Annotated in this window: 16 protein-coding genes; 12 read left to right on the forward strand and 4 right to left on the reverse strand. The window is 57.1% G+C overall.

Annotated elements, in window-relative coordinates:
* Window positions 1-146: 146 nt before the first annotated feature.
* On the reverse strand, window positions 147-1,016 hold the full coding sequence (gene trxA / locus AXW11_RS18955; protein WP_091642847.1) for a thioredoxin: 870 nt from the start codon (window positions 1,014-1,016) through the stop codon (window positions 147-149).
* Between the two features lie 212 nt (window positions 1,017-1,228).
* Between trxA and lon the strand changes: the two genes are divergently transcribed.
* The 3 genes from lon to AXW11_RS18970 all read left to right on the forward strand — a co-directional run bounded on the left by lon (window position 1,229) and on the right by AXW11_RS18970 (window position 5,473).
* The gene (gene lon / locus AXW11_RS18960) at window positions 1,229-3,679 is read left to right on the forward strand and encodes an endopeptidase La (protein WP_091642863.1); all 2,451 of its coding nucleotides are present in this window, start codon (window positions 1,229-1,231) and stop codon (window positions 3,677-3,679) included.
* Between the two features lie 142 nt (window positions 3,680-3,821).
* Window positions 3,822-5,087, forward strand: a complete 1,266-nt coding sequence (locus tag AXW11_RS18965) for a PQQ-dependent sugar dehydrogenase (RefSeq protein ID WP_036208602.1) — start codon at window positions 3,822-3,824, stop codon at window positions 5,085-5,087.
* 104 nt (window positions 5,088-5,191) lie between these two features.
* Entirely contained in the window at window positions 5,192-5,473 is a 282-nt protein-coding gene (locus tag AXW11_RS18970; protein ID WP_052479669.1) for a c-type cytochrome, read from the forward strand.
* A gap of 23 nt (window positions 5,474-5,496) precedes the next feature.
* Here AXW11_RS18970 and AXW11_RS18975 read toward each other — a convergent pair whose 3' ends face one another.
* Entirely contained in the window at window positions 5,497-5,997 is a 501-nt protein-coding gene (locus tag AXW11_RS18975; protein ID WP_036208599.1) for a MarR family winged helix-turn-helix transcriptional regulator, read from the reverse strand.
* A 206-nt stretch (window positions 5,998-6,203) separates the two neighbouring features.
* Here AXW11_RS18975 and AXW11_RS18980 point away from each other — a divergent pair, with 206 nt between their 5' ends.
* The 6 genes from AXW11_RS18980 to AXW11_RS19005 all read left to right on the forward strand — a co-directional run bounded on the left by AXW11_RS18980 (window position 6,204) and on the right by AXW11_RS19005 (window position 12,260).
* Window positions 6,204-7,154: a TPR end-of-group domain-containing protein gene (locus AXW11_RS18980; protein WP_091642844.1), complete on the forward strand. Its 951-nt coding sequence runs from the start codon at window positions 6,204-6,206 to the stop codon at window positions 7,152-7,154.
* Window positions 7,155-7,318: 164 nt separating this feature from the next.
* A complete protein-coding gene (locus AXW11_RS18985; protein WP_036208596.1) occupies window positions 7,319-8,431 on the forward strand; it encodes a branched-chain amino acid ABC transporter substrate-binding protein in 1,113 nt (370 codons plus the stop codon).
* 161 nt (window positions 8,432-8,592) lie between these two features.
* Complete coding sequence (livH, locus tag AXW11_RS18990) at window positions 8,593-9,516, forward strand: high-affinity branched-chain amino acid ABC transporter permease LivH (protein ID WP_036208593.1); 924 nt, start codon at window positions 8,593-8,595, stop codon at window positions 9,514-9,516.
* On the forward strand, window positions 9,516-10,787 hold the full coding sequence (locus tag AXW11_RS18995; protein WP_036208590.1) for a high-affinity branched-chain amino acid ABC transporter permease LivM: 1,272 nt from the start codon (window positions 9,516-9,518) through the stop codon (window positions 10,785-10,787). Before livH ends, AXW11_RS18995 begins: the two co-directional genes overlap by 1 nt.
* A 6-nt stretch (window positions 10,788-10,793) precedes the next feature.
* Window positions 10,794-11,549, forward strand: a complete 756-nt coding sequence (livG, locus tag AXW11_RS19000) for a high-affinity branched-chain amino acid ABC transporter ATP-binding protein LivG (protein WP_036208587.1) — start codon at window positions 10,794-10,796, stop codon at window positions 11,547-11,549.
* Window positions 11,550-11,558: 9 nt separating this feature from the next.
* Window positions 11,559-12,260, forward strand: a complete 702-nt coding sequence (locus AXW11_RS19005; RefSeq protein ID WP_007153092.1) for an ABC transporter ATP-binding protein — start codon at window positions 11,559-11,561, stop codon at window positions 12,258-12,260.
* A 103-nt stretch (window positions 12,261-12,363) separates the two neighbouring features.
* On the opposite strand, the gene AXW11_RS19010 is transcribed toward AXW11_RS19005, so the two are convergent.
* Window positions 12,364-12,804 (reverse strand): hypothetical protein, encoded by a 441-nt coding sequence (locus AXW11_RS19010; RefSeq protein WP_036208584.1) that lies wholly within the window; start codon window positions 12,802-12,804, stop codon window positions 12,364-12,366.
* Window positions 12,805-13,131: 327 nt separating this feature from the next.
* On the opposite strand from AXW11_RS19010, the gene AXW11_RS19015 reads away from it, so the two are divergent.
* The 3 genes from AXW11_RS19015 to AXW11_RS19025 all read left to right on the forward strand — a co-directional run bounded on the left by AXW11_RS19015 (window position 13,132) and on the right by AXW11_RS19025 (window position 16,399).
* On the forward strand, window positions 13,132-13,596 hold the full coding sequence (locus tag AXW11_RS19015) for a DUF3015 domain-containing protein (protein ID WP_007153094.1): 465 nt from the start codon (window positions 13,132-13,134) through the stop codon (window positions 13,594-13,596).
* A 98-nt stretch (window positions 13,597-13,694) separates the two neighbouring features.
* Window positions 13,695-15,560 carry an Lnb N-terminal periplasmic domain-containing protein gene (locus AXW11_RS19020; RefSeq protein WP_091642842.1) on the forward strand — a complete coding sequence of 622 codons (1,866 nt, stop codon included), beginning with the start codon at window positions 13,695-13,697 and terminating at the stop codon, window positions 15,558-15,560.
* Window positions 15,530-16,399 (forward strand): alpha/beta hydrolase, encoded by an 870-nt coding sequence (locus AXW11_RS19025; protein WP_091642839.1) that lies wholly within the window; start codon window positions 15,530-15,532, stop codon window positions 16,397-16,399. Before AXW11_RS19020 ends, AXW11_RS19025 begins: the two co-directional genes overlap by 31 nt.
* 200 nt (window positions 16,400-16,599) lie before the next feature.
* Here AXW11_RS19025 and pnp read toward each other — a convergent pair whose 3' ends face one another.
* Window positions 16,600-18,723, reverse strand: a complete 2,124-nt coding sequence (pnp, locus tag AXW11_RS19030; protein ID WP_075194320.1) for a polyribonucleotide nucleotidyltransferase — start codon at window positions 18,721-18,723, stop codon at window positions 16,600-16,602.
* Between the last annotated feature and the right edge of the window lie 161 nt (window positions 18,724-18,884).

Here is an 18,884-nt window from a genome sequence, read left to right on the forward strand (position 1 = left end):
GGTGGATTGGCTAATTTTGTTGTTTTGGCGAACTCAAAACTAACCGGTTTTACCGCCGTCTCCTACTTTTTCACGCTAACCCGCGATGAACCATAAAAAAGGGGCCCACCGCGGGCCCCTCCTTCCAGAACTGCCTTCCCTGCGCATCAATGCATCAGCGTATACAGCTTACGCCGATAGGTACGCACATCTGCATTGTTGTTACCCAGTTTATCGAACAGCTCAATCAGCGTGGTCTTCGCCACTTCATCCTTGTACTTACTGTCCACCCGCATCAGGCGAATCAGCAATTCCATCGCTTCGGCGTTGTTTTCCTGAAGGATGTGATGCAGCGCCAGCAAGTGCAGAGCATTAGGATCTTTCGGGTCTTTATCCAGTGCATCTTCCAGTTCGTGTATGGGGGGCAGTTCGGCTGACGCTCTGAGGAATTTCAGCCGGGCCGCAAGCTGCTTGGCCTGGTGCTGCATCTTTTCTTCCGGCGGCAGGCTTTCCAGCACCTGCTCGGCGGTTTCCAGATCACCCAGCTCCGCCTTCAGTTGCGCGAGGTCGATCAGTACCTTCAGATCATCCGGGTTGTTACGGTTCATCTCGGTTAACACGGCCAACGCAGCTTCCACATCACCTTCTTCCCAAAGTCGGTGAGCCTTATCGTAAGGAGCCTCTTCGTCTTCCGGCATGTCAATGTGCTTGTCGAGGACCTTGCGGATCTCGCTCTCCTGCAAGGCACCATTAAAGCCGTCCACTGCCTGGCCATCCTTCACAAGGATCACGGTGGGTAGGCTGCGCACACCCAGGCTGCCGGTCAGTTGCTGCTGCTCGTCGGCGTTCACCTTGGCCAGCATGAAGCCGCCCTTATACTCTTCCGCCAGCTTTTCCAGCAACGGCATCAACTGCTTACAGGGGGCGCACCACTCCGCCCAGACATCAATCAATATGGGCGTTTTGGAGGACGCTTCCATCACATCCTGCTGGAAGTTGTCCATGGTGGCTTCGAAAACGTACGGCGAGTTGCTCATGGATGGCACCTGAAAGTGATTTCCTGAAATGTCATTAACGGATTGTTGTTGGTATTGGGGGCTGAGAGTCGAAATTCAAGGTTTTGCCGCAGGCTCTGCACGATAACGGCAATTACCGCCACCTGCCTTGAAATAATCCCCTTTGCCGTTACATAGGCAATAGGGCCGGGGCGACAGCCCGGATCAAATTTCCTGGAGGATGCGTGTACGGCATGAACGACGACAACCGCAACGACTCTTTTGATGCTGCCGAAGAAGATCTGACCGAGTACATCGGCAAGGACGAGAACAGCAAAAGCCTGGTGCTGCCGAAACAGCAGATGCCTCGCCGCATGTACGTGTTACCGGTGTCGAACAGGCCGTTCTTCCCCGCCCAGGTGCAGCCGATTGTGGTTAACCAGAACCCCTGGCAGGAAACCCTCAAGCGTGTAGGCGAAACCGACCACAAGGTACTGGGTATATGCTTTGTGGAAGACAGCGATCCTGAACAGGGTATTCCCGGCAGCGAGGAGCTCGAAACCGTAGGCTGCGCCGTGCGCGTCCATCACGCCCAGGGCGAAAGCGGCAAAGTCCAGTTCATTGCCCAGGGCCTGCAGCGTTTTCGCATCACCCAATGGCTTCGGCGCCGGCCACCCTACCTGGTGGAAGTGGAATACCCGGACGAGCCGGAAGAAGCCGCCGACGAGTTGAAAGCCTATACCCTCGCGATCATCAGCTCCATCAAGGAGCTGCTGCGCACCAACCCGCTTTACGGCGAGGAAGTGAAGCAATACCTGTCCCGATTCGGGCCGGATGACAGCTCTCCCCTGGCGGACTTTGGTGCCTCGATGACCAGCGCCCCGGGCCAGGAACTGCAGGAAGTGCTCAACACGGTTCCTCTCCTGCGGCGCATGGAAAAAGTGCTGCTGTTGATGGCGAAAGAGCAGGAGGTCGCCCGCCTGCAAAGCGAAATCAGCGAAGAAGTGAACGAGAAGGTGCAAAAGCACCAGCGTGAGTTCTTCCTGAAAGAACAGCTCAAGGTCATCCAGCGCGAACTGGGCATGGCCAAGGACGACAAAACCGCCGACGCCGAGCGTTTCCGCGAGCGCATGGAAAGCCTTAACCCACCGGAACAGGTTCAGGAACGCTTTGACGACGAGCTTCAGAAACTGCAGGTTCTGGAGCAGGGTTCACCGGAGTACGGTGTCACCCGCAATTACCTGGACTGGCTGACCCAGGTGCCCTGGGGCCTGACCTCGGAGGATCATTTCGATCTGACCGAAGCCCGCCGCATCCTGGACCGTGACCACGATGGGCTGGACGACGTGAAAGACCGTATCGTCGAGTTCCTTGCCGAAGGCACCTTCAAGGGCGAAGTCAGCGGTTCCATCCTCCTGTTGGTGGGCCCGCCTGGCGTGGGTAAAACCTCCATCGGCCATTCCGTCGCCGACGCCCTCGGCCGTGAGTTCTATCGATTCAGCGTGGGCGGCATGCGTGACGAAGCTGAAATCAAGGGCCACCGCCGCACCTATATCGGCGCCATGCCTGGCAAATTCGTGCAGGCATTGAAAGACTCGAAGGTGTCCAACCCGGTGATCATGCTGGACGAGATTGACAAGATCGGTGCCTCCTTCCAGGGAGACCCAGCCTCTGCCCTGCTGGAAACACTGGACCCGGAACAGAACCGGGAATTCCTGGATCACTACCTGGACGTGCGCATGGACCTGTCCAAGGTCCTGTTCATCTGCACCGCCAACCAACTCGACACCATTCCCCGGCCCCTGCTGGACCGCATGGACGTCATCCGCCTGTCCGGCTACATCACCGAGGAAAAGCTCGACATCGCCAAGCATCACCTGATGCCGCGACTACTGAAACGGGCAGGCCTGCTAAAGAAGCAGATGAACATCACCGACGCCGCCATCAAACAGATCATCGAAGGCTACGCCCGTGAAGCGGGCGTCCGCAGCCTGGAAAAATTGCTGCACAAAGTCATCCGCAAGGGCATTGTGAGGTTGCTGGAAAAGCCGGACGAACCCGTGAAGGTCGGCGTCTCTGACCTACAAACCTACCTGGGACAGCCAGCCTTCCGCAAAGAGAAATCCCTGAAAGGCACCGGTGTGGTCACCGGCCTGGCCTGGACCGCCATGGGCGGCGCCACCCTGAGCATCGAAGCCTCACGCATACACAGCAGTCAGCGTGGCTTCAAACTCACCGGGCAACTGGGTGACGTGATGAAAGAGTCCGCCGAAATCGCCTACAGTTTTGTCTCTTCAAACCTCAAGCGATTCAAAGGTGACCCCACCTTCTTCGACAAATCCTTCGTGCACCTGCACGTCCCCGAAGGCGCCACCCCCAAGGACGGCCCCAGCGCCGGCGTCACCATGGCCACCGCGCTGCTTTCCATCGCCCGTCGCGAGTCACCACAGCAGAACCTCGCCATGACTGGCGAACTGACCCTCACCGGCCAGGTGCTCCCGGTTGGCGGTATCCGCGAGAAAGTCATCGCCGCCAGACGCCAGAAAATCAGCAACCTGATTTTACCGGAGGCGAACCGGGGGGATTATGAGGAGCTGCCCGACTACCTGAAGGAAGGGCTGACGGTGAATTTCGCCAAGCAATACAACGACGTGTTTCAGGTATGTTTCGGGAACAAACCCCGCAAGGGATCGAGCGTCCACTGATATTACTGGTCTGACCACTGCAAGACTGCCTTGACGCTTGTTCAGCCCTTGACTTTACTCGCTTTGATATGGACGAAAAGCAATCTCCGGTGGCGCCAGGTCACCGGTTTCCGACTCCTGAGTTAAAGAGAGTGGTAAAACAATGAACAAGAAAAACTCGATCCTGTGCGTGGCCGCGGGCCTTGCTTTCATCCCCTTCGCCTACAGCCAATCTGACGATAGTCTCAAGAAGCTTGGCAATTTCCAGACTACCGGGAAAGCCGAGTTCACTGTGATCGACCAGAAAAGCGACAGCGCCGATGCTATTCGCAAGACTCTGCAGAAAATAAAACTCCCTGAGGGCTTTGAAATCAGCCTTTACGCTCTGGTGCCCGATGCGCGGCACATGGCGGTTGGCCCCCAGGGTGTCGTCACCTTTGTTGGAACCCGTAAAACCGAAGTCTGGGCAATGACTGACCGGGACAAAGACCGAGTGGCCGATGAGGTAAAGAACTTCGCACCGTCGCTGGCCAAATCCGTACCCAACGGCCCCTGTTTTTCGCCTACGGGCGTACTCTACATTGCGGAGCAGAACCGGGTACTGGCGTATCCGGCAGCGGAATTCTTCTTTGAAGGCGGCGATGTTGTCGCTTCAGAGGTAATCCCGGGGGGCGAATTAATCCCTGAACAGTTCGTCAGTTACAACCACACTGCCCGGGTCTGCGACGTTGGCCCGGACGGGAAGCTCTACATCTCGCTGGGCCAACCCTACAATGTTGCACCCAAGGAGCACCTGGAGACGTTCAGTGAATGGGGCATTGGCGGGATCATCCGGGTAAATCAGGATGGCAGCGATCGTGAAATCTACACACGTGGTGTCCGCAACTCTGTAGGGCAGGACTTTAACCCCACCACCGGCGATCTGTGGTTTACGGACAATCAGGTCGACGGCATGGGCGACGACATCCCACCTGGAGAAATCAATCGCCAGACCGCCATGGGCCAGCATTTTGGCCATCCCTGGTACGGAGGCGGTGATGTTCGCACCAACGAATACAAGGGCGAGGAAGTGCCGGTAGAGGTAGTGTTCCCAGTCTCCGAAACTACCGCACATGCGGCCAACCTGGGCATGATGTTTTACACCGGAAAAATGTTTCCGAAGCAATATCGGGGTGGGATTTTCTCCGCGCAACATGGCTCCTGGAACAGGACCGTTCCAGTCGGAGCAAGGGTCATGTTCACGCCGGTGGACGCCGAAGGAAATGTTAATGGAGAAACCGTGCCTTTCGCCGAGGGGTGGCTGGATGAAAATGGTGAGTACCTGGGCCGGCCGGTGGATGTGGCACAGCTGAAGGATGGCTCATTACTGGTTTCGGATGATTTGGCCGGGGCAGTATACAGAATCGCTTACACAGGTTCCGGCTCATGATGCCAACAACGGGGAGGGAGCCCCCAGCTCCCTGGAGACATCATGCGACAAGAAAAGTCAGAGCAACGTTTTCAACAATAGCGGTTCTGACATCTTTTCTCGCAATGAGCCCCGCGGCCCAAGGCGCGGACCCCGCAGAGGGGCGGAAACTCGCTGCCCAGTGCAAGACCTGCCATGGTCTGGACGGAATAGCCAAGATCCCGATAGCACCAAACCTGGCGGGCGAAAGCCAGATGTATATTGAGAAACAGCTGAAAGCGTTTCGCAGTGGCAAACGGGAACACGAGATGATGTCTTTGGTCGCCAGGAACCTGACTGATCAACAGATTTCTGATCTGGCAGCCTGGTACCAATCCATTGAGATTAATGCAAAAATGCCGGAATGATCCTTGAAGCCGGTGCCATCGTCTCAGGACTTGTCATCGGCCTTCCAGCCATCATCCTTCAGCACCGACCCTACGGTGAGCATCGGGGCTGCATCGATATTATCCGCGTCCATCATATTGGCCACCCGCTGCAATGAAGCCAGAATCATGGTCTGCTCCCATTCTGCCAGGCTCTGGAACTTCCGTGTGAAGTCTTCCTGAAGCGGGTTCGGCGCCCGCGATAGGATTTCCGCGCCCTCACTCGTCAGATGCGCATGAACCTTGCGTTTGTCCTGGGTGCTGCGAACACGGTAAACCAGTTTACGATGCTCCAGCCGATCAAGAATCGTGGTCACGGTTGCCTGGCTCAGGCTCACCTTATCGGCGATGGTTCCGATGGTGACCTCGCCCAGGTCACGGATGCTGCGCATAATCAGCAATTGCGGGCCGGTCAGCCCCGCGTGCTTGCTAAGGCGTTTGGAATGCAGGTCAGTCGCTCGAATCACCCGACGCAACGCCACCAAAACCTCTTCGTAATTGTTCAACGCAACACTCCGCTTCGATTTGCCGAATTGTTTATAACACTAAGCATTAGAGGTCTTTGTTCCCAAGATTGCAAGCAGTAGTCACCACACCCACCGCGGTGTATTCCACTGACCTGCCAGTCCTTTTACGAATTTTCGCATTCTTCCGCCAACCACTATGCTAAGGTCACCCCCTTGTTGAATTTCCGCACAACGGACACGGCCCAATGAACACCCGAGTACATAATCTTATCCTGCAAAGCTCTTCCGGGAAGCGCCTGACAACCGCCCTCGCTTCATGCCTGATCGCACTGCTATTCAGTTCTGCCACCACGGCTCAGGAGCCCGGCGAGAACCTGACCGCCGAGGATGTCCAGCAGCGAATCGATACCGCGGAAGAACCCATGTACACGCCGTTTGTTGAGCTGTATCTATTGGAGGAAACCAAAGCACTGCGCAAGGAAATGATGAACACCCGCGCCGAGCTGATCGAGAAGGTTGTCGACAAGGAACTCTCGGTGGCCGACAAAACCATGTCGTACGCCACCGACACCGTTACCTACTTCTTCTACCTGATCGCTGGCGCCACCTCCATTCTCGTGGTCATTGGCTGGAATTCGATTCGCGACATGCGCAACCAGCTCACCAGCCTTGCCGAGAAGCGGGTCAATGAACTGGTCGTTGAATATGAAAAGCGCCTGGAATTCATCGAGGACCAGTTAAGGCAGAAATCCGACATCATTCATCAGAACCAGGCCGAGATCGAACGCACCAACGAAGTGCACTCCCTTTGGCTGAAAGCCAGCCAGGAAACCTCCCAGCAGAATAAGATTTCTGCCTACGATACGATCCTGGATCTTCGGCCTGACGACGTGGAGGCACTGAGTTACAAGGCCGATGCGGTGCTGGAAATGCAGGAGCCACTGTGGGCGATCAGTCTTTGCCAGCGCGCCCTGAAACTGGCCCCTGAAAACGGCCATGCGCACTATCAGCTGGCCTGCGCCTACGCCGAGATCGGTCGTTGGGACGATGCCGTGACGACGCTGCAAAAGGCGATTAATATCTCTGAAGCATACAAGGACGACGCCTCCGTTGACCCCAGCTTTGAACAGTTAAGGGATCACGACAGTTTCCGGAAACTGATTTTCACGGACGACGGGGAGCAGTCTGACGCCTGACACGACAGGCCGGCACGCTCCTTGCTCGCCTATGATTGGAAAAACAACCGTCAGCGTTCCGTCACATTCACTGGCATTGCCTGCTTGACAAGGTGGCAGGTGTGGTGTTTGTTTACATCGCTGAGAACATAAGAAAAACCCTGACACAAAACAGGACAGACCCAATGAGAACACCAGTCAAGAAACTCGTATCCGCTGTTGCAACATCCATTGCCGTGATGGGCGCCGGCCAAGCCGCTGCCGAAATCAAAATCGGCATCGCAGGGCCGATGACCGGCCCTGTCGCCCAGTACGGTGATATGCAGTTCTCTGGCGCCCGCATGGCGATCGAACAGATCAATGCCAATGGCGGTGTTATGGGAGAGAAACTTGTAGCCGTCGAACAGGACGACGTGTGTGATCCCAAGCAGGCCGTCTCAGTTGCCAACAACATGGTCAACGAAGGCGTGCGCTTCGTGGTCGGGCACCTCTGCTCCAGCTCCACCCAGCCCGCTTCCGACATCTACGAGGACGAAGGCATCCTGATGGTGACGCCAGCTTCAACCAGCCCGGACATTACCGAGCGTGGCTACGAACTGGTCTTCCGTACTATCGGTCTGGACAGCATGCAGGGCCCGGTTGCCGCCAATTACCTGATCAGCCAGAAGCCCGAGCGTGTTGCCGTTGTTCACGACAAGCAACAGTACGGTGAAGGCATTGCGACCGCCGTTCGTGACACCCTCGAAGAAGCCGGTGTTGAAGTGGCCATGTTTGAGGGCATTACCGCTGGTGCCAAGGACTTTTCATCGCTGGTGACCAAGCTCAGGCAGGCTGATGTGGACTACGTCTATTATGGCGGCTACCATCCGGAACTCGGTTTGATCCTGCGTCAGGCGCAACAGGCTGACCTGGACGCCACGTTCATGGGCCCGGAAGGCGTGGGCAACAAAGACATCAACACCATCGCCGGCGAGGCAGCCGAAGGGCTGCTGGTTACACTGCCGCCGAGCTTCGATGAAAAAGACGAAAACCAGGAACTGGTTCAGGCCTTTGAAGAGAAAGGCGAAGATCCCTCCGGTCCTTTCGTACTGACCTCCTACACCGCTGTACAGCTGATTGCCGATGGCATTGAAGCCGCCGAATCAACTGACCCATTCGATGTGGCCGAAGCGCTGCGCGCAGGCACATTCCAGACGCCAATCGGTACCGTTGAGTACGACAACAAAGGCGATATGGAATCGTTTGAGTTTGTTGTTTACGAATGGCATTCAGATGGCAGCAAAACTCCGGTAAACTAAGCCGCAATCGTTAACAAACGGTAATTATGAGAGCACCTTCTCACCGCGATCCGGGAGAAGGTGTTTTTCTAGGCCCCTGTTGATCCTGTATTCAGTCCCCCCGGTACCCCGGGCTGTGCCTGTGTGCAGAGGAAGGGGCAGGCTATCGGAGTCCCACACAGATGCAAGACCTCCTGTATTTTATTCAGCAGCTCATTAACGGGCTGACGATCGGGAGCACCTACGCCCTGATCGCCATCGGTTACACGATGGTTTACGGCATCATCGGCATGATCAACTTTGCCCATGGTGAAATTTACATGATCGGCGCCTACACGGCCCTGATCGCCATTACCGGCCTTGCCGCACTGGGTATCGCCTGGCTGCCACTGATACTGATCGTGGCGCTGGTCTGCGCAATGATCGTTTCCAGCTCCATGGGCTGGGCCGTGGAACGGGTGGCCTACCGCCCTGTGCGAGGAAAGCACCGCCTGATTCCGCTGATCTCTGCCATCGGCATGTCCATCTTCCTCCAGAACTACGTCCACCTGGCCCAGGGATCACGCAACATCGGTTTTCCTGCGCTGATTGAAGGCGGATTCCGGTTCGGTGCCGAAGATTCGTTCCAGACCTCGATTTCCTACATGCAAGTCACCATCTTCATCACCACACTGATCTGCATGACAATACTCTCCCTGTTCATATCCCGCTCCCGCATCGGCCGCGCCTGCCGGGCCGTTTCCCAAGACCTTGGAATGGCCAACCTGCTGGGCATAGACACCAACCGCATCATTTCAGCCACATTCGTCATTGGTGCTGCATTGGCCGCGGTCGCAGGCCTTCTGCTGGGAATGTACTACGGCTCCATCGATCCGCTGTTTGGCTTCATTGCGGGACTGAAGGCGTTTACGGCCGCCGTTTTGGGGGGCATCGGAAGCATTCCGGGCGCCATGCTTGGGGGGCTGATTCTAGGGGTTGCCGAGAGCATGACCTCCGGTTACCTCAGCGGCGAATACAAGGACGTTGTCTCCTTCGGACTGCTGATCCTGATCCTGCTGTTCAAACCCACCGGCCTGCTTGGCAAACCGGAGGTTGAAAAGATCTGATGGCTGCTCATAACCTGAAACACGCGCTGTTTTGCGCCATTGTCACCCTGATCATTTCGTACCCCATTCTGGGATTCAACCTGGCCAGCGAAGGCACTACGGTTACCCTTGAAGGGGCCGAGACGTCTACCGTCATCGGCGTACTGCTGGCAGCGGTTATTGTCTTCCTGTTCCAGCTGTTCCGGGACAATCTGATGGGCTCACTGCGGCAGCTGCCCGCAGCAAACCCGCTGGCCAACCGCAAGCCCATGGAGCAGAGCAAGCGGCTGAAACTGGAATCGGCCCTGCTCACGCTGATGATCATAGGCGCCCTTATCTGGCCCTTTATCGCCTCCCGTGGCGCGGTGGATCTGGCTACCCTGGTGCTCATCTACGTCATGCTGGCCCTGGGCCTGAATGTGGTTGTCGGCCTCGCCGGCCTGCTGGACCTGGGCTACGTCGCTTTCTACGCCGTCGGTGCATACACCTTTGCCCTGCTGTCTCAGTATTACGGCGTTTCATTCTGGTTTGCCCTGCCGATCGGTGCCCTGCTTGCGGCCCTGTTCGGGTTGGTTCTCGGCTTTCCGGTGTTGCGACTGCGAGGGGATTACCTGGCCATCGTCACACTCGGTTTTGGGGAAATCATCCGCATCCTGCTTAACAACATGACCAACCTGACGGGCGGCCCCAATGGCATCGGCGGCATTCCCGACCCTACTCTGTTTGGCATGGAATTCGGCCGCCGGGTGAAGGAGGAAGGCAATACGTCGTTCCATGAAACCTTCGGCATTGCCTACAGCGGTGAGCACAAGGTGATTTTCCTGTACCTGATCGCTTTGGTACTGGCCGTCATTACCGCTATCGCTATTCGCCGCTTGATGCGGATGCCGGTAGGCCGTGCCTGGGAAGCCCTCCGCGAAGACGAGATTGCAGCCAAATCCCTGGGGTTGAACCGAACTGCGGTGAAGCTTTCCGCCTTTACCATCGGTGCTTTCTTCGCCGGTTTTGCCGGTACGGTGTTCGCCTCCAAGCAGGGCTTTATCAGCCCGGAATCCTTTGTGTTCCTGGAATCGGCCATCATTCTGGCGATTGTGGTACTGGGCGGCATGGGCTCCCAGATGGGAGTCATCCTCGCTGCGATCGCGGTCACCATACTGCCGGAACTGGCACGGGAGTTCTCCGAGTACCGGATGTTGATCTTCGGCGCGGCCATGGTGTTGATGATGGTCTGGCGCCCGCAGGGCTTGCTGCCCATGCGACGCATCCACATTGAACTGAAAAAGCAGGAGTGACGGATAATGCTTGAAGTACAGAATCTGTCGATGCGCTTTGGCGGGCTCCTGGCGGTGGATCAGGTGTCGCTGGACGTACAGGAACATGAGATTGTCGCTATCATCGGCCCCAACGGAGCCGGCAAAACCACCGTGTTTAACTGCATGAGCGGTTTCTACAAGCCCACTGGTGGCAAGATCCTGTTCCAGGGAGGTGAAATCCAGGGTAAGCCGGACTTCAAGATTTCCCGCCTTGGCCTGGTCAGAACCTTTCAGCACGTGCGTCTGTTCAGCCGTATGACGGTGGTGGAGAACCTGCTGGTGGCGCAACATCGCCACCTCAACACCAATCTGCTCTCCGGCATACTGAATACCCCGAACTATCGGGAGAAAGAGCAAAAGTCGCTGGACCGCGCCGCCTATTGGCTGGACCGGGTGGGACTGACGGATATGGCGAACCGGGAAGCCGGCAACCTGGCCTACGGCCAGCAGCGCCGTCTTGAGATCGCCCGCTGCATGGTGACCGAGCCCAAGCTACTGATGCTGGATGAACCCGCTGCAGGCCTGAACCCGGCCGAAACCAAAGACCTGAACCAGCTGATTATCAGTCTGAAGGAAGACTACAACGTGTCTGTGGTGCTGATTGAGCACGACATGAGCCTGGTGATGGATATCTCTGACCGCATCAATGTGATCAACCAGGGGCGCCCCCTGGCCAGCGGCACACCGGATGAGATTCGCCGCAACGATGATGTCATCAAAGCCTATCTGGGTGAGGCCTGAGGAATAACCATGCTTGTACTAGAAGACGTCCATACCCATTACGGCAAGATCGAGGCACTTCACGGTGTCTCTGTTGAAGTGAAAAAAGGTGAGATCGTGTCGCTGATCGGTGCCAATGGCGCCGGCAAGACCACGCTGCTGATGACCGTCTGCGGGAATCCCCAGGCCACCTCTGGCCGGGTGATTCTCCAGGGTCGGGACATCACCCGTGATCTCACATCGAACATCATGCGCTCGGGCATTGCTATCGTGCCCGAAGGCCGGCGCGTGTTTTCCGGCCTGACCGTTGAAGAGAACCTCCACATGGGCGGTTTTTTCAACACCAAGTCGGAAATCCGCAAAAGCCAGGACCACGTCTACGAACTGTTCCCGCGCCTGAAGGAGCGGGAACATCAGCGTGCCGGCACCATGTCGGGCGGCGAGCAGCAGATGCTGGCCATCGGGCGGGCGCTGATGAGCAAACCGAACATGATCATCCTGGACGAGCCCTCCCTCGGGCTGGCTCCACTGGTGATCAAACAGATCTTCGAGATCATCGGAAAGCTGCGCGAGGAAGGGATTACCGTGTTCCTGGTGGAACAGAATGCGCATCAGGCCCTGAACCTGGCGGACCGAGGCTACGTGCTGGAAACCGGACGTATCCGCCTGCACGATACCGGGAAAAACCTGCTGGCCAACCCGGACGTTCAGAATGCCTACCTCGGTGGTTGATGAGATAGCCACCCACCGCTAGAACGGCGTACCTAAACGCAAAAAAGCCGGAACATGGTGTCATGTTCCGGCTTTTTTGTAACACCTGGCATTAAGCAATCGCTTACTTAACGCTTTTGATGGTGCCCTTGTAACCTTCAACGGATACGTTGATGGTTCCAAATACCACGTAATCGTCTTTCTTGACGGTGTAACGCGGAGCGACAATCACGTCAGCACCGGATTCCTGAATGGCGTTGTAGGCAGCAGCCGCCTTAACAGCTTCAACCGGGTTCGGCAGAGCGAAAGGCAGTGCACTTCCACCGTTACCACCGGCAGAGTAGGCAACGCCATCAGCGTATTCAGTTTCAGCACCCAGGGTAAAGAACAGAACCTTGGTTGCAGAGGATTGACCGGTGATCTTCTCGCCTACTTCGATGTCAGCCTTAACGTCGGTAGCAACGGAGCCAGACAGCGGCAGGGAGGGAGCGCTGGTGTTCAGTGAGGAACAGCCAGTCAGTGCGCCAGCAAGAATCAGTGATGATGCGACAAGAACTTTTTTCAAAACTCAATCTCCATGTGTTGTGTACAAGCCTTCATGGCCGCGCGCACTATACCCAAACAAGTTCTATATAACAAGATCATTACAAAAGAACATTTTTTAGCCGATTTAGAAATATGAACACATGATCACATTTTTGACTTTGCGGGCCAAATCAATCACTCAGCGCCTTTGTAATTTGCCTTCCTGATATTTCAACTATACTCAGAGTCAACGGTCGACCTGTCTCCACGGGAAATCAGTCAGGGCCGTTAGCGCGCCGGCTCCGGGACCCTTTCAGGTGGGCATGGCGCGTTTGCGACGACAGCTAAATCAAACAAGGAGTGGATAATGAAAAAACTCATCGCAGGTGCACTGCTCATGGGTGCTTCTACCCTAGCCTTCGCTCAGCCTGGTTGCGGCGTTGGTGCAATGATCTGGAAAGGACAGTCAGGCATCGCCCCCCACGTTCTGGCGGCAACCACCAACGGTACTTTCGGTAACCAGACGTTTGGTATGACCACCGGTACCCTGGGTTGTCAGACCAACCAGTCCGTGCAATCCATGGCCATGTACATGGACAGCAACATCGATAAAGTTGCCCGCGACATGTCCCGTGGCTCCGGCGAAAACCTGGACACCCTGGCCGTACTGCTGGGTGTGGACGAAGCGGATCGCGACTCTTTCCGCAAAGTTCTGCAGGATAATTTCGCAACCATCTTCCCATCGTCCGACACCACCTCTGGCGAGGCTGTCGATGCCATCGTAGCCCTGCTGGAGCAGAACGATACGCTGAGCAAGTACGTAGCCGCCTGATCTTCGGGCGCGAAGAAAAAGGAGTTTGCGCGCCATGGACGGCGCAACGAATGTCTCACCATCCACCCGTCGCCTAACCCGGAATTGACTGACCATCCATGCGCACTTTGCTTCGGTTCGCCCTGGCCCCTATATGGCTAGCATCCTGTTTCAATGCATTTGCAACATCGCTCCCCGACACCGGAAACCTACATCAGAATCCTGCGTGGTTGACCCTGCTCCATTACCAACCCGACCGCTTCGGCGACGGCTACACCGGTCAGGCGGACGACGATGCCTTCTACCTCAGCGATAACGGCAAAACCTCACCAAAGGCGGAACTGGAAGCCACACTCGCGGCCATCACCCAGCCCGGAGGCGGGAATAAACACGCGCGCTGCCGATTCCCGGCACGGGACCGCTGGCTAAGGGCGCAACTGGACCTGCCCGGGCAACCCGTAAGTTGCCCCGCTTTCGAGGAATGGACCGACGAGTTGAATACCAAAACCGTGACACTGGTATTTGCCGCGTCCTACCTGAACAGTCCGTCGTCCATGTTTGGCCATACGTTCCTGCGACTGGACCCGCCCAGGGAAGACGAGGAAACGAACCTGATCCTGGCCAACACCATCTCTTACGCCGCCGATGCGGCCGCCCACGATAGCGAAATTCTGTTCGCCTATAAGGGCATTTTTGGTGGCTACCCGGGCATTACCTCCATCCAGCCCTACTACGAAAAAATTCGCCTCTATTCCGACATTGAGCACCGGGACCTGTGGGAGTACACACTCAACCTCACCCAGGCGGAAGTGGACATGATGCTCGCCCATACCTGGGAGATACGCGAGCGCAATTTCGATTACTACTTTTTTGACGAGAACTGCGCCTACCGCCTGCTGGCCCTGATCGACGTCGCCCGGCCCGGCACCGACCTGCTGGGGGAAGTCGGCACCCATGCCATTCCCTCAGACACGGTGCGATGGGTTGTCGACAAGGGACTCGTCGACTCCGTCTACTACCGACCTTCTGCGGCGACCAACGTCAGCCACCGCATCGACGCTCTGCCCGACGACCATCAGACACTCGCCGCCGCCATCGCCAACGGCTATGTGGATGCCGATGCACCCGAGGTACAGGCATTGAGCGATGAACCGCGTGCGCGGGTGCTGGACGCCACCTACGACTATGTTCGTTACCAAAGCGAAGCCGAGGGCTGGCCCAGGGAACATGCAGCCCCACTCTCCTATGACCTGCTAAGGGAACGCAGCAAGATCCGCGGAGTCGCGATAAAGGACAGCCCCCCTGAGCCTGCCATCCGGGACGACCAGGGCCATGACACCTTTCGCGCCAGCGTCAGCGGCGGGCGCATGGGTGACCGCAACTTCAGCGAACTCACGTTACGCCCCGCCTATCACGATATACTTGACCCACCCGCCGGCTACCGTGGCGGAGCACAGCTCCAGTTCCTACGACTGGATGCCCGCCTGTACACGGACAACAACGAAGTACAGATTGAACAGCTGACCGGCGTGGAAATCCGCTCACTCTCGCCGCGCAACCAGTTCTTCTCGCCGCTGTCCTGGCAAGTCGGCTTCGGCGGCCGCCGCACTGACACCGAAACCAACCGCGTATTCACCCCCTACCTGGAGGGCGGCGCCGGTGGCAGCTGGCAGCTGGCACCCGGCACCCAAGCCTTCGCCATGGCCACTGCCGACCTGGAAATCGACGACGACCTGCGACGCGGCTACGACGCCGCCCCCGGCGCCGACCTGGGTATACTGCATCAGAACAACCAGTTCAGCCTTCTGGGCGGAGTGAAAACCAAAGCCTGGATCGTCAGCAGCCAACACCGACAGGATCAGGCCTACCTGGAAGGCAACTGGCACCTCGAACGGGACTTCAGCCTGTTCGGAAAATTCAGCCGTGAAGACCACTACGACAGGTACCGCAGCACATGGCAACTCGGACTCCACGCCTACTTCTGACAACTCTGAGAACACTAGCCGGCCTCACCGCCGCGTTTACCCTGCTGCTGCAGACCGGCTGCAGCAGCGTGTTCTTCTATCCGGACCAGGTCACCTACATCACTCCCGACCGCCTGAACCTGGACTACGAAAATGTGTTCGTGGAAACCCCCGACGGAGAAACCCTCCACGGCTGGTGGCTCCCCGCCAGCTCCGAACCGAAAGGTACTGTTTACTTCCTTCACGGCAACGCCCAGAACATCAGCAGCCACATCATGAACGTCGCCTGGCTCCCTGAGAAGCGCTACAACGTCTTCCTGATCGACTACCGGGGATATGGGCGCTCTACTGGCGCACCGGACATAGAAGGCACCCTGCACGACGCAGAGACCGGCCTGCGATGGCTGGTTGACCAGCCGGACGTACAGAGCCAGCCCCTGTTCCTTCTGGGTCAGAGCCTGGGTGGCGCACTGGGAACCGCCCTGGCCAGTGAATGGGTAAAGCGGGACGAGCAACCACCCCTGGACGGCGTGATCCTCGACGGCACCTTCTCCGGCTTCCGCGCCATTGCCCGTGAAAAACTTGGCGACTTCTGGCTCACCTGGCCACTGCAGATTCCATTGAGTTGGACGATCACTGACGAATACGAGGCTTACGAACGCATCGGTGATATCAGCCCGGTTCCAGTGATGGTGATTCACAGTGTTCGGGACGGGATTATCCCGTTTCACCATGGGAAGCGATTGTACGAGGCAGCAGAAGAACCCAAAACGTTCTTGCAGACGGATACGCCCCACGCCTCAACCTTTGTGATTCCGGGTTATCAGGATGAAGTTCTGGAATTTATGGAAGGCGAGTAAATAGCCTGGGCGTCCGTCGCAGACAGGCTTGCAAAACCGTGGAGCGCCAGGGATGGCGCGACCGAGCCCTACAGGGACGTATTTACGTGGCGTGTTTTGAAAGCCTGTCTGCGACGGGCGCTTCACAAGAGTTGAAGGCCTGAAAACAAAAAAACCCGCCAGACTCCGGAGAGCGGCGGGCTTTTGTCGAAGGCAGAGCCTTACAGCGCGGACAGATCCGTCGGCTGCTCACCTTCCTTCACTTCCTTCATGGACAGCTTCACGCGTCCACGGTTGTCCACATCCAGAACCTTCACCAGAACTTCCTGACCTTCGCTCAGCTCGTCAGTCACGTTCTCGATGCGACGCTCGGAGATCTGGGAAATGTGCACCAGACCATCCTTGCCAGGCAGGATGTTAACAAAGGCACCGAAGTCCACGATGCGCTCAACGCGACCACTGTAGATAGCGCCAACTTCGATTTCCGCAGTGATTTCCATCACCCGCTTCATCGCAGCATTGGCCGCATCCTGATTGTCGGCATAGATCTTCACGTTGCCATCGTCATCCAGATCAATGGAAGCACCGGTCTCGTCACAGATGGAGCGGATAGTGGAACCGCCCTTGCCGATAACGTCGCGGATCTTCTCCGGGTTGATCTTGATGGTCGTGATGCTCGGCGCGCGGCTGGAAAGCTCTTTGCGCGGCGCAGAGATAACCTTGGCCATCTCACCCAGGATGTGCAGACGTGCTGCATTGGCCTGATCCAGCGCAATTTCCATGATCTCGTCGGTGATGCCCTGAATCTTGATGTCCATCTGCAGAGCAGTGATACCCTCAGAGGTACCCGCCACTTTAAAGTCCATATCGCCGAGGTGATCCTCATCACCCAGGATATCGGTCAGAACCGCGAACTGGTCGCCTTCCTTGACCAGACCCATGGCGATACCGGCCACCGGCGCCTTGATGGGCACGCCCGCATCCATCAGTGCCAGGCTGGAACCACAGACAGACGCCATGGAGCTGGAGCCGTTGGATTCAGTGATCTCTGATACCGCACGGATGGTGTACGGGAATTCTTCCATGGTGGGCATAACCGCTGCCACACCACGCTTGGCCAGACGGCCGTGACCAACTTCACGACGACCCGGCGTACCCACACGGCCAGCTTCGCCAACGGAGTACGGAGGGAAGTTGTAGTGAAACAGGAACGGGTCTTTACGCTCACCTTCCAGGGCATCGATGATCTGCATATCACGCGCGGTACCGAGCGTGGTGGTTACGATGGCCTGGGTCTCGCCACGGGTGAACAGGGCAGAGCCGTGGGTGCTGGGCAGAACGCCAACTTCCACTTCGATCGGGCGAACGGTCTTGTTGTCGCGGCCGTCGATACGAGGCTTGCCGTCGATAACCTGCTGGCGAACGATGGTCTTCTCAACCTTGGCGAAATACTTCTTCACTTCGTCTTCCGCCGGCTGACCTTCTTCTTCTCCGGCCAGTTTTTCAACGGCAGCGGACTTGATCTCGCTCAAGCGGGCATAGCGCTCCATCTTGTCACGGATGCCATAGGCCTGCTCGATATCGGCCGAAAAGTCAGCCTTTACAGCGTTCAGAAGCTCAGTGTTCTCTGCTTCTGGCTGCCACTCCCAACGAGGCTTGCCAACTTCAGCGGCAAATTCCTTGATCGCGGTAACCGCTGTCTGCATTTCCTGGTGCCCGAAGAGCACGGCGCCGAGCATCTGGTCTTCTGTCAGGCCCTTGGCTTCGGATTCAACCATCAGAACCGCGTCTTCAGTACCGGCAACCACCATGTCCAGCAGGGAGGTTTCCAATTCTTCAAAGGTCGGGTTCAGGAAGTAGCCACGCTCATTGGTGTATGCGACGCGGGATGCACCGATAGGACCATCGAACGGGATACCGGAGATGGACAGGGCGGCGGAAGCGGCCAGCATGGCGGCAATATCCGGATCCTGGTTCTTGCTGGAGGACATGACCGTAGTGATGACCTGGGTTTCGTTCATGAATCCCTTGGGAAACAGCGGACGAATCGGACGGTCAATCAGGCGGGACGTCAGGGTTTCTTTCTCGGACGGACGGCCTTCACGCTTAAAGAAACCACCCGGGATTTTGCCTACAGCGTAGGTTTTCTCAAAGTAGTTGACGGTCAGCGGGAAAAACGGCTGGCCCGGCTTGGCTTCCTTGGCCGCAACCACGGTACCCAGTACCGAAATGTCGTCTACGGTGACCAGCACAGAGCCGGTGGCCTGGCGGGCGATGCGACCGGTTTCAATGGTGACGGTCTTGCCGCCGAGTTCGAACGATTTTTTAACGGGATTAAGATCCACGGTAACTCCTGAATTCATCATTTCAATTGGTTGACCCGGATAACTCGCCCCTGCGAATTATCCGCTATAACTGCAACATCGCCTGAAGTGATGAACTGAAGGGTAGCCCGTCTGAAAGCTAACAGGCTGTTGCAAAACCCCGGGGCGTAAGCCACCTGGCT

Source organism: Marinobacter sp. Hex_13, assembly GCF_001566815.1.
GTDB lineage: Bacteria > Pseudomonadota > Gammaproteobacteria > Pseudomonadales > Oleiphilaceae > Marinobacter > Marinobacter salarius.

Coding starts and splice junctions, on each gene's coding strand:
- trxA (WP_091642847.1), bottom strand. CDS start 1,016: ATGAGCAACTCGCCGTACGTTTTCGAAGCCACCATGGACAACTTCCAG.
- lon (WP_091642863.1), top strand. CDS start 1,229: ATGAACGACGACAACCGCAACGACTCTTTTGATGCTGCCGAAGAAGAT.
- AXW11_RS18965 (WP_036208602.1), top strand. CDS start 3,822: ATGAACAAGAAAAACTCGATCCTGTGCGTGGCCGCGGGCCTTGCTTTC.
- AXW11_RS18970 (WP_052479669.1), top strand. CDS start 5,192: ATGAGCCCCGCGGCCCAAGGCGCGGACCCCGCAGAGGGGCGGAAACTC.
- AXW11_RS18980 (WP_091642844.1), top strand. CDS start 6,204: ATGAACACCCGAGTACATAATCTTATCCTGCAAAGCTCTTCCGGGAAG.
- AXW11_RS18985 (WP_036208596.1), top strand. CDS start 7,319: ATGAGAACACCAGTCAAGAAACTCGTATCCGCTGTTGCAACATCCATT.
- livH (WP_036208593.1), top strand. CDS start 8,593: ATGCAAGACCTCCTGTATTTTATTCAGCAGCTCATTAACGGGCTGACG.
- AXW11_RS18995 (WP_036208590.1), top strand. CDS start 9,516: ATGGCTGCTCATAACCTGAAACACGCGCTGTTTTGCGCCATTGTCACC.
- livG (WP_036208587.1), top strand. CDS start 10,794: ATGCTTGAAGTACAGAATCTGTCGATGCGCTTTGGCGGGCTCCTGGCG.
- AXW11_RS19005 (WP_007153092.1), top strand. CDS start 11,559: ATGCTTGTACTAGAAGACGTCCATACCCATTACGGCAAGATCGAGGCA.
- AXW11_RS19015 (WP_007153094.1), top strand. CDS start 13,132: ATGAAAAAACTCATCGCAGGTGCACTGCTCATGGGTGCTTCTACCCTA.
- AXW11_RS19020 (WP_091642842.1), top strand. CDS start 13,695: ATGCGCACTTTGCTTCGGTTCGCCCTGGCCCCTATATGGCTAGCATCC.
- AXW11_RS19025 (WP_091642839.1), top strand. CDS start 15,530: ATGGCAACTCGGACTCCACGCCTACTTCTGACAACTCTGAGAACACTA.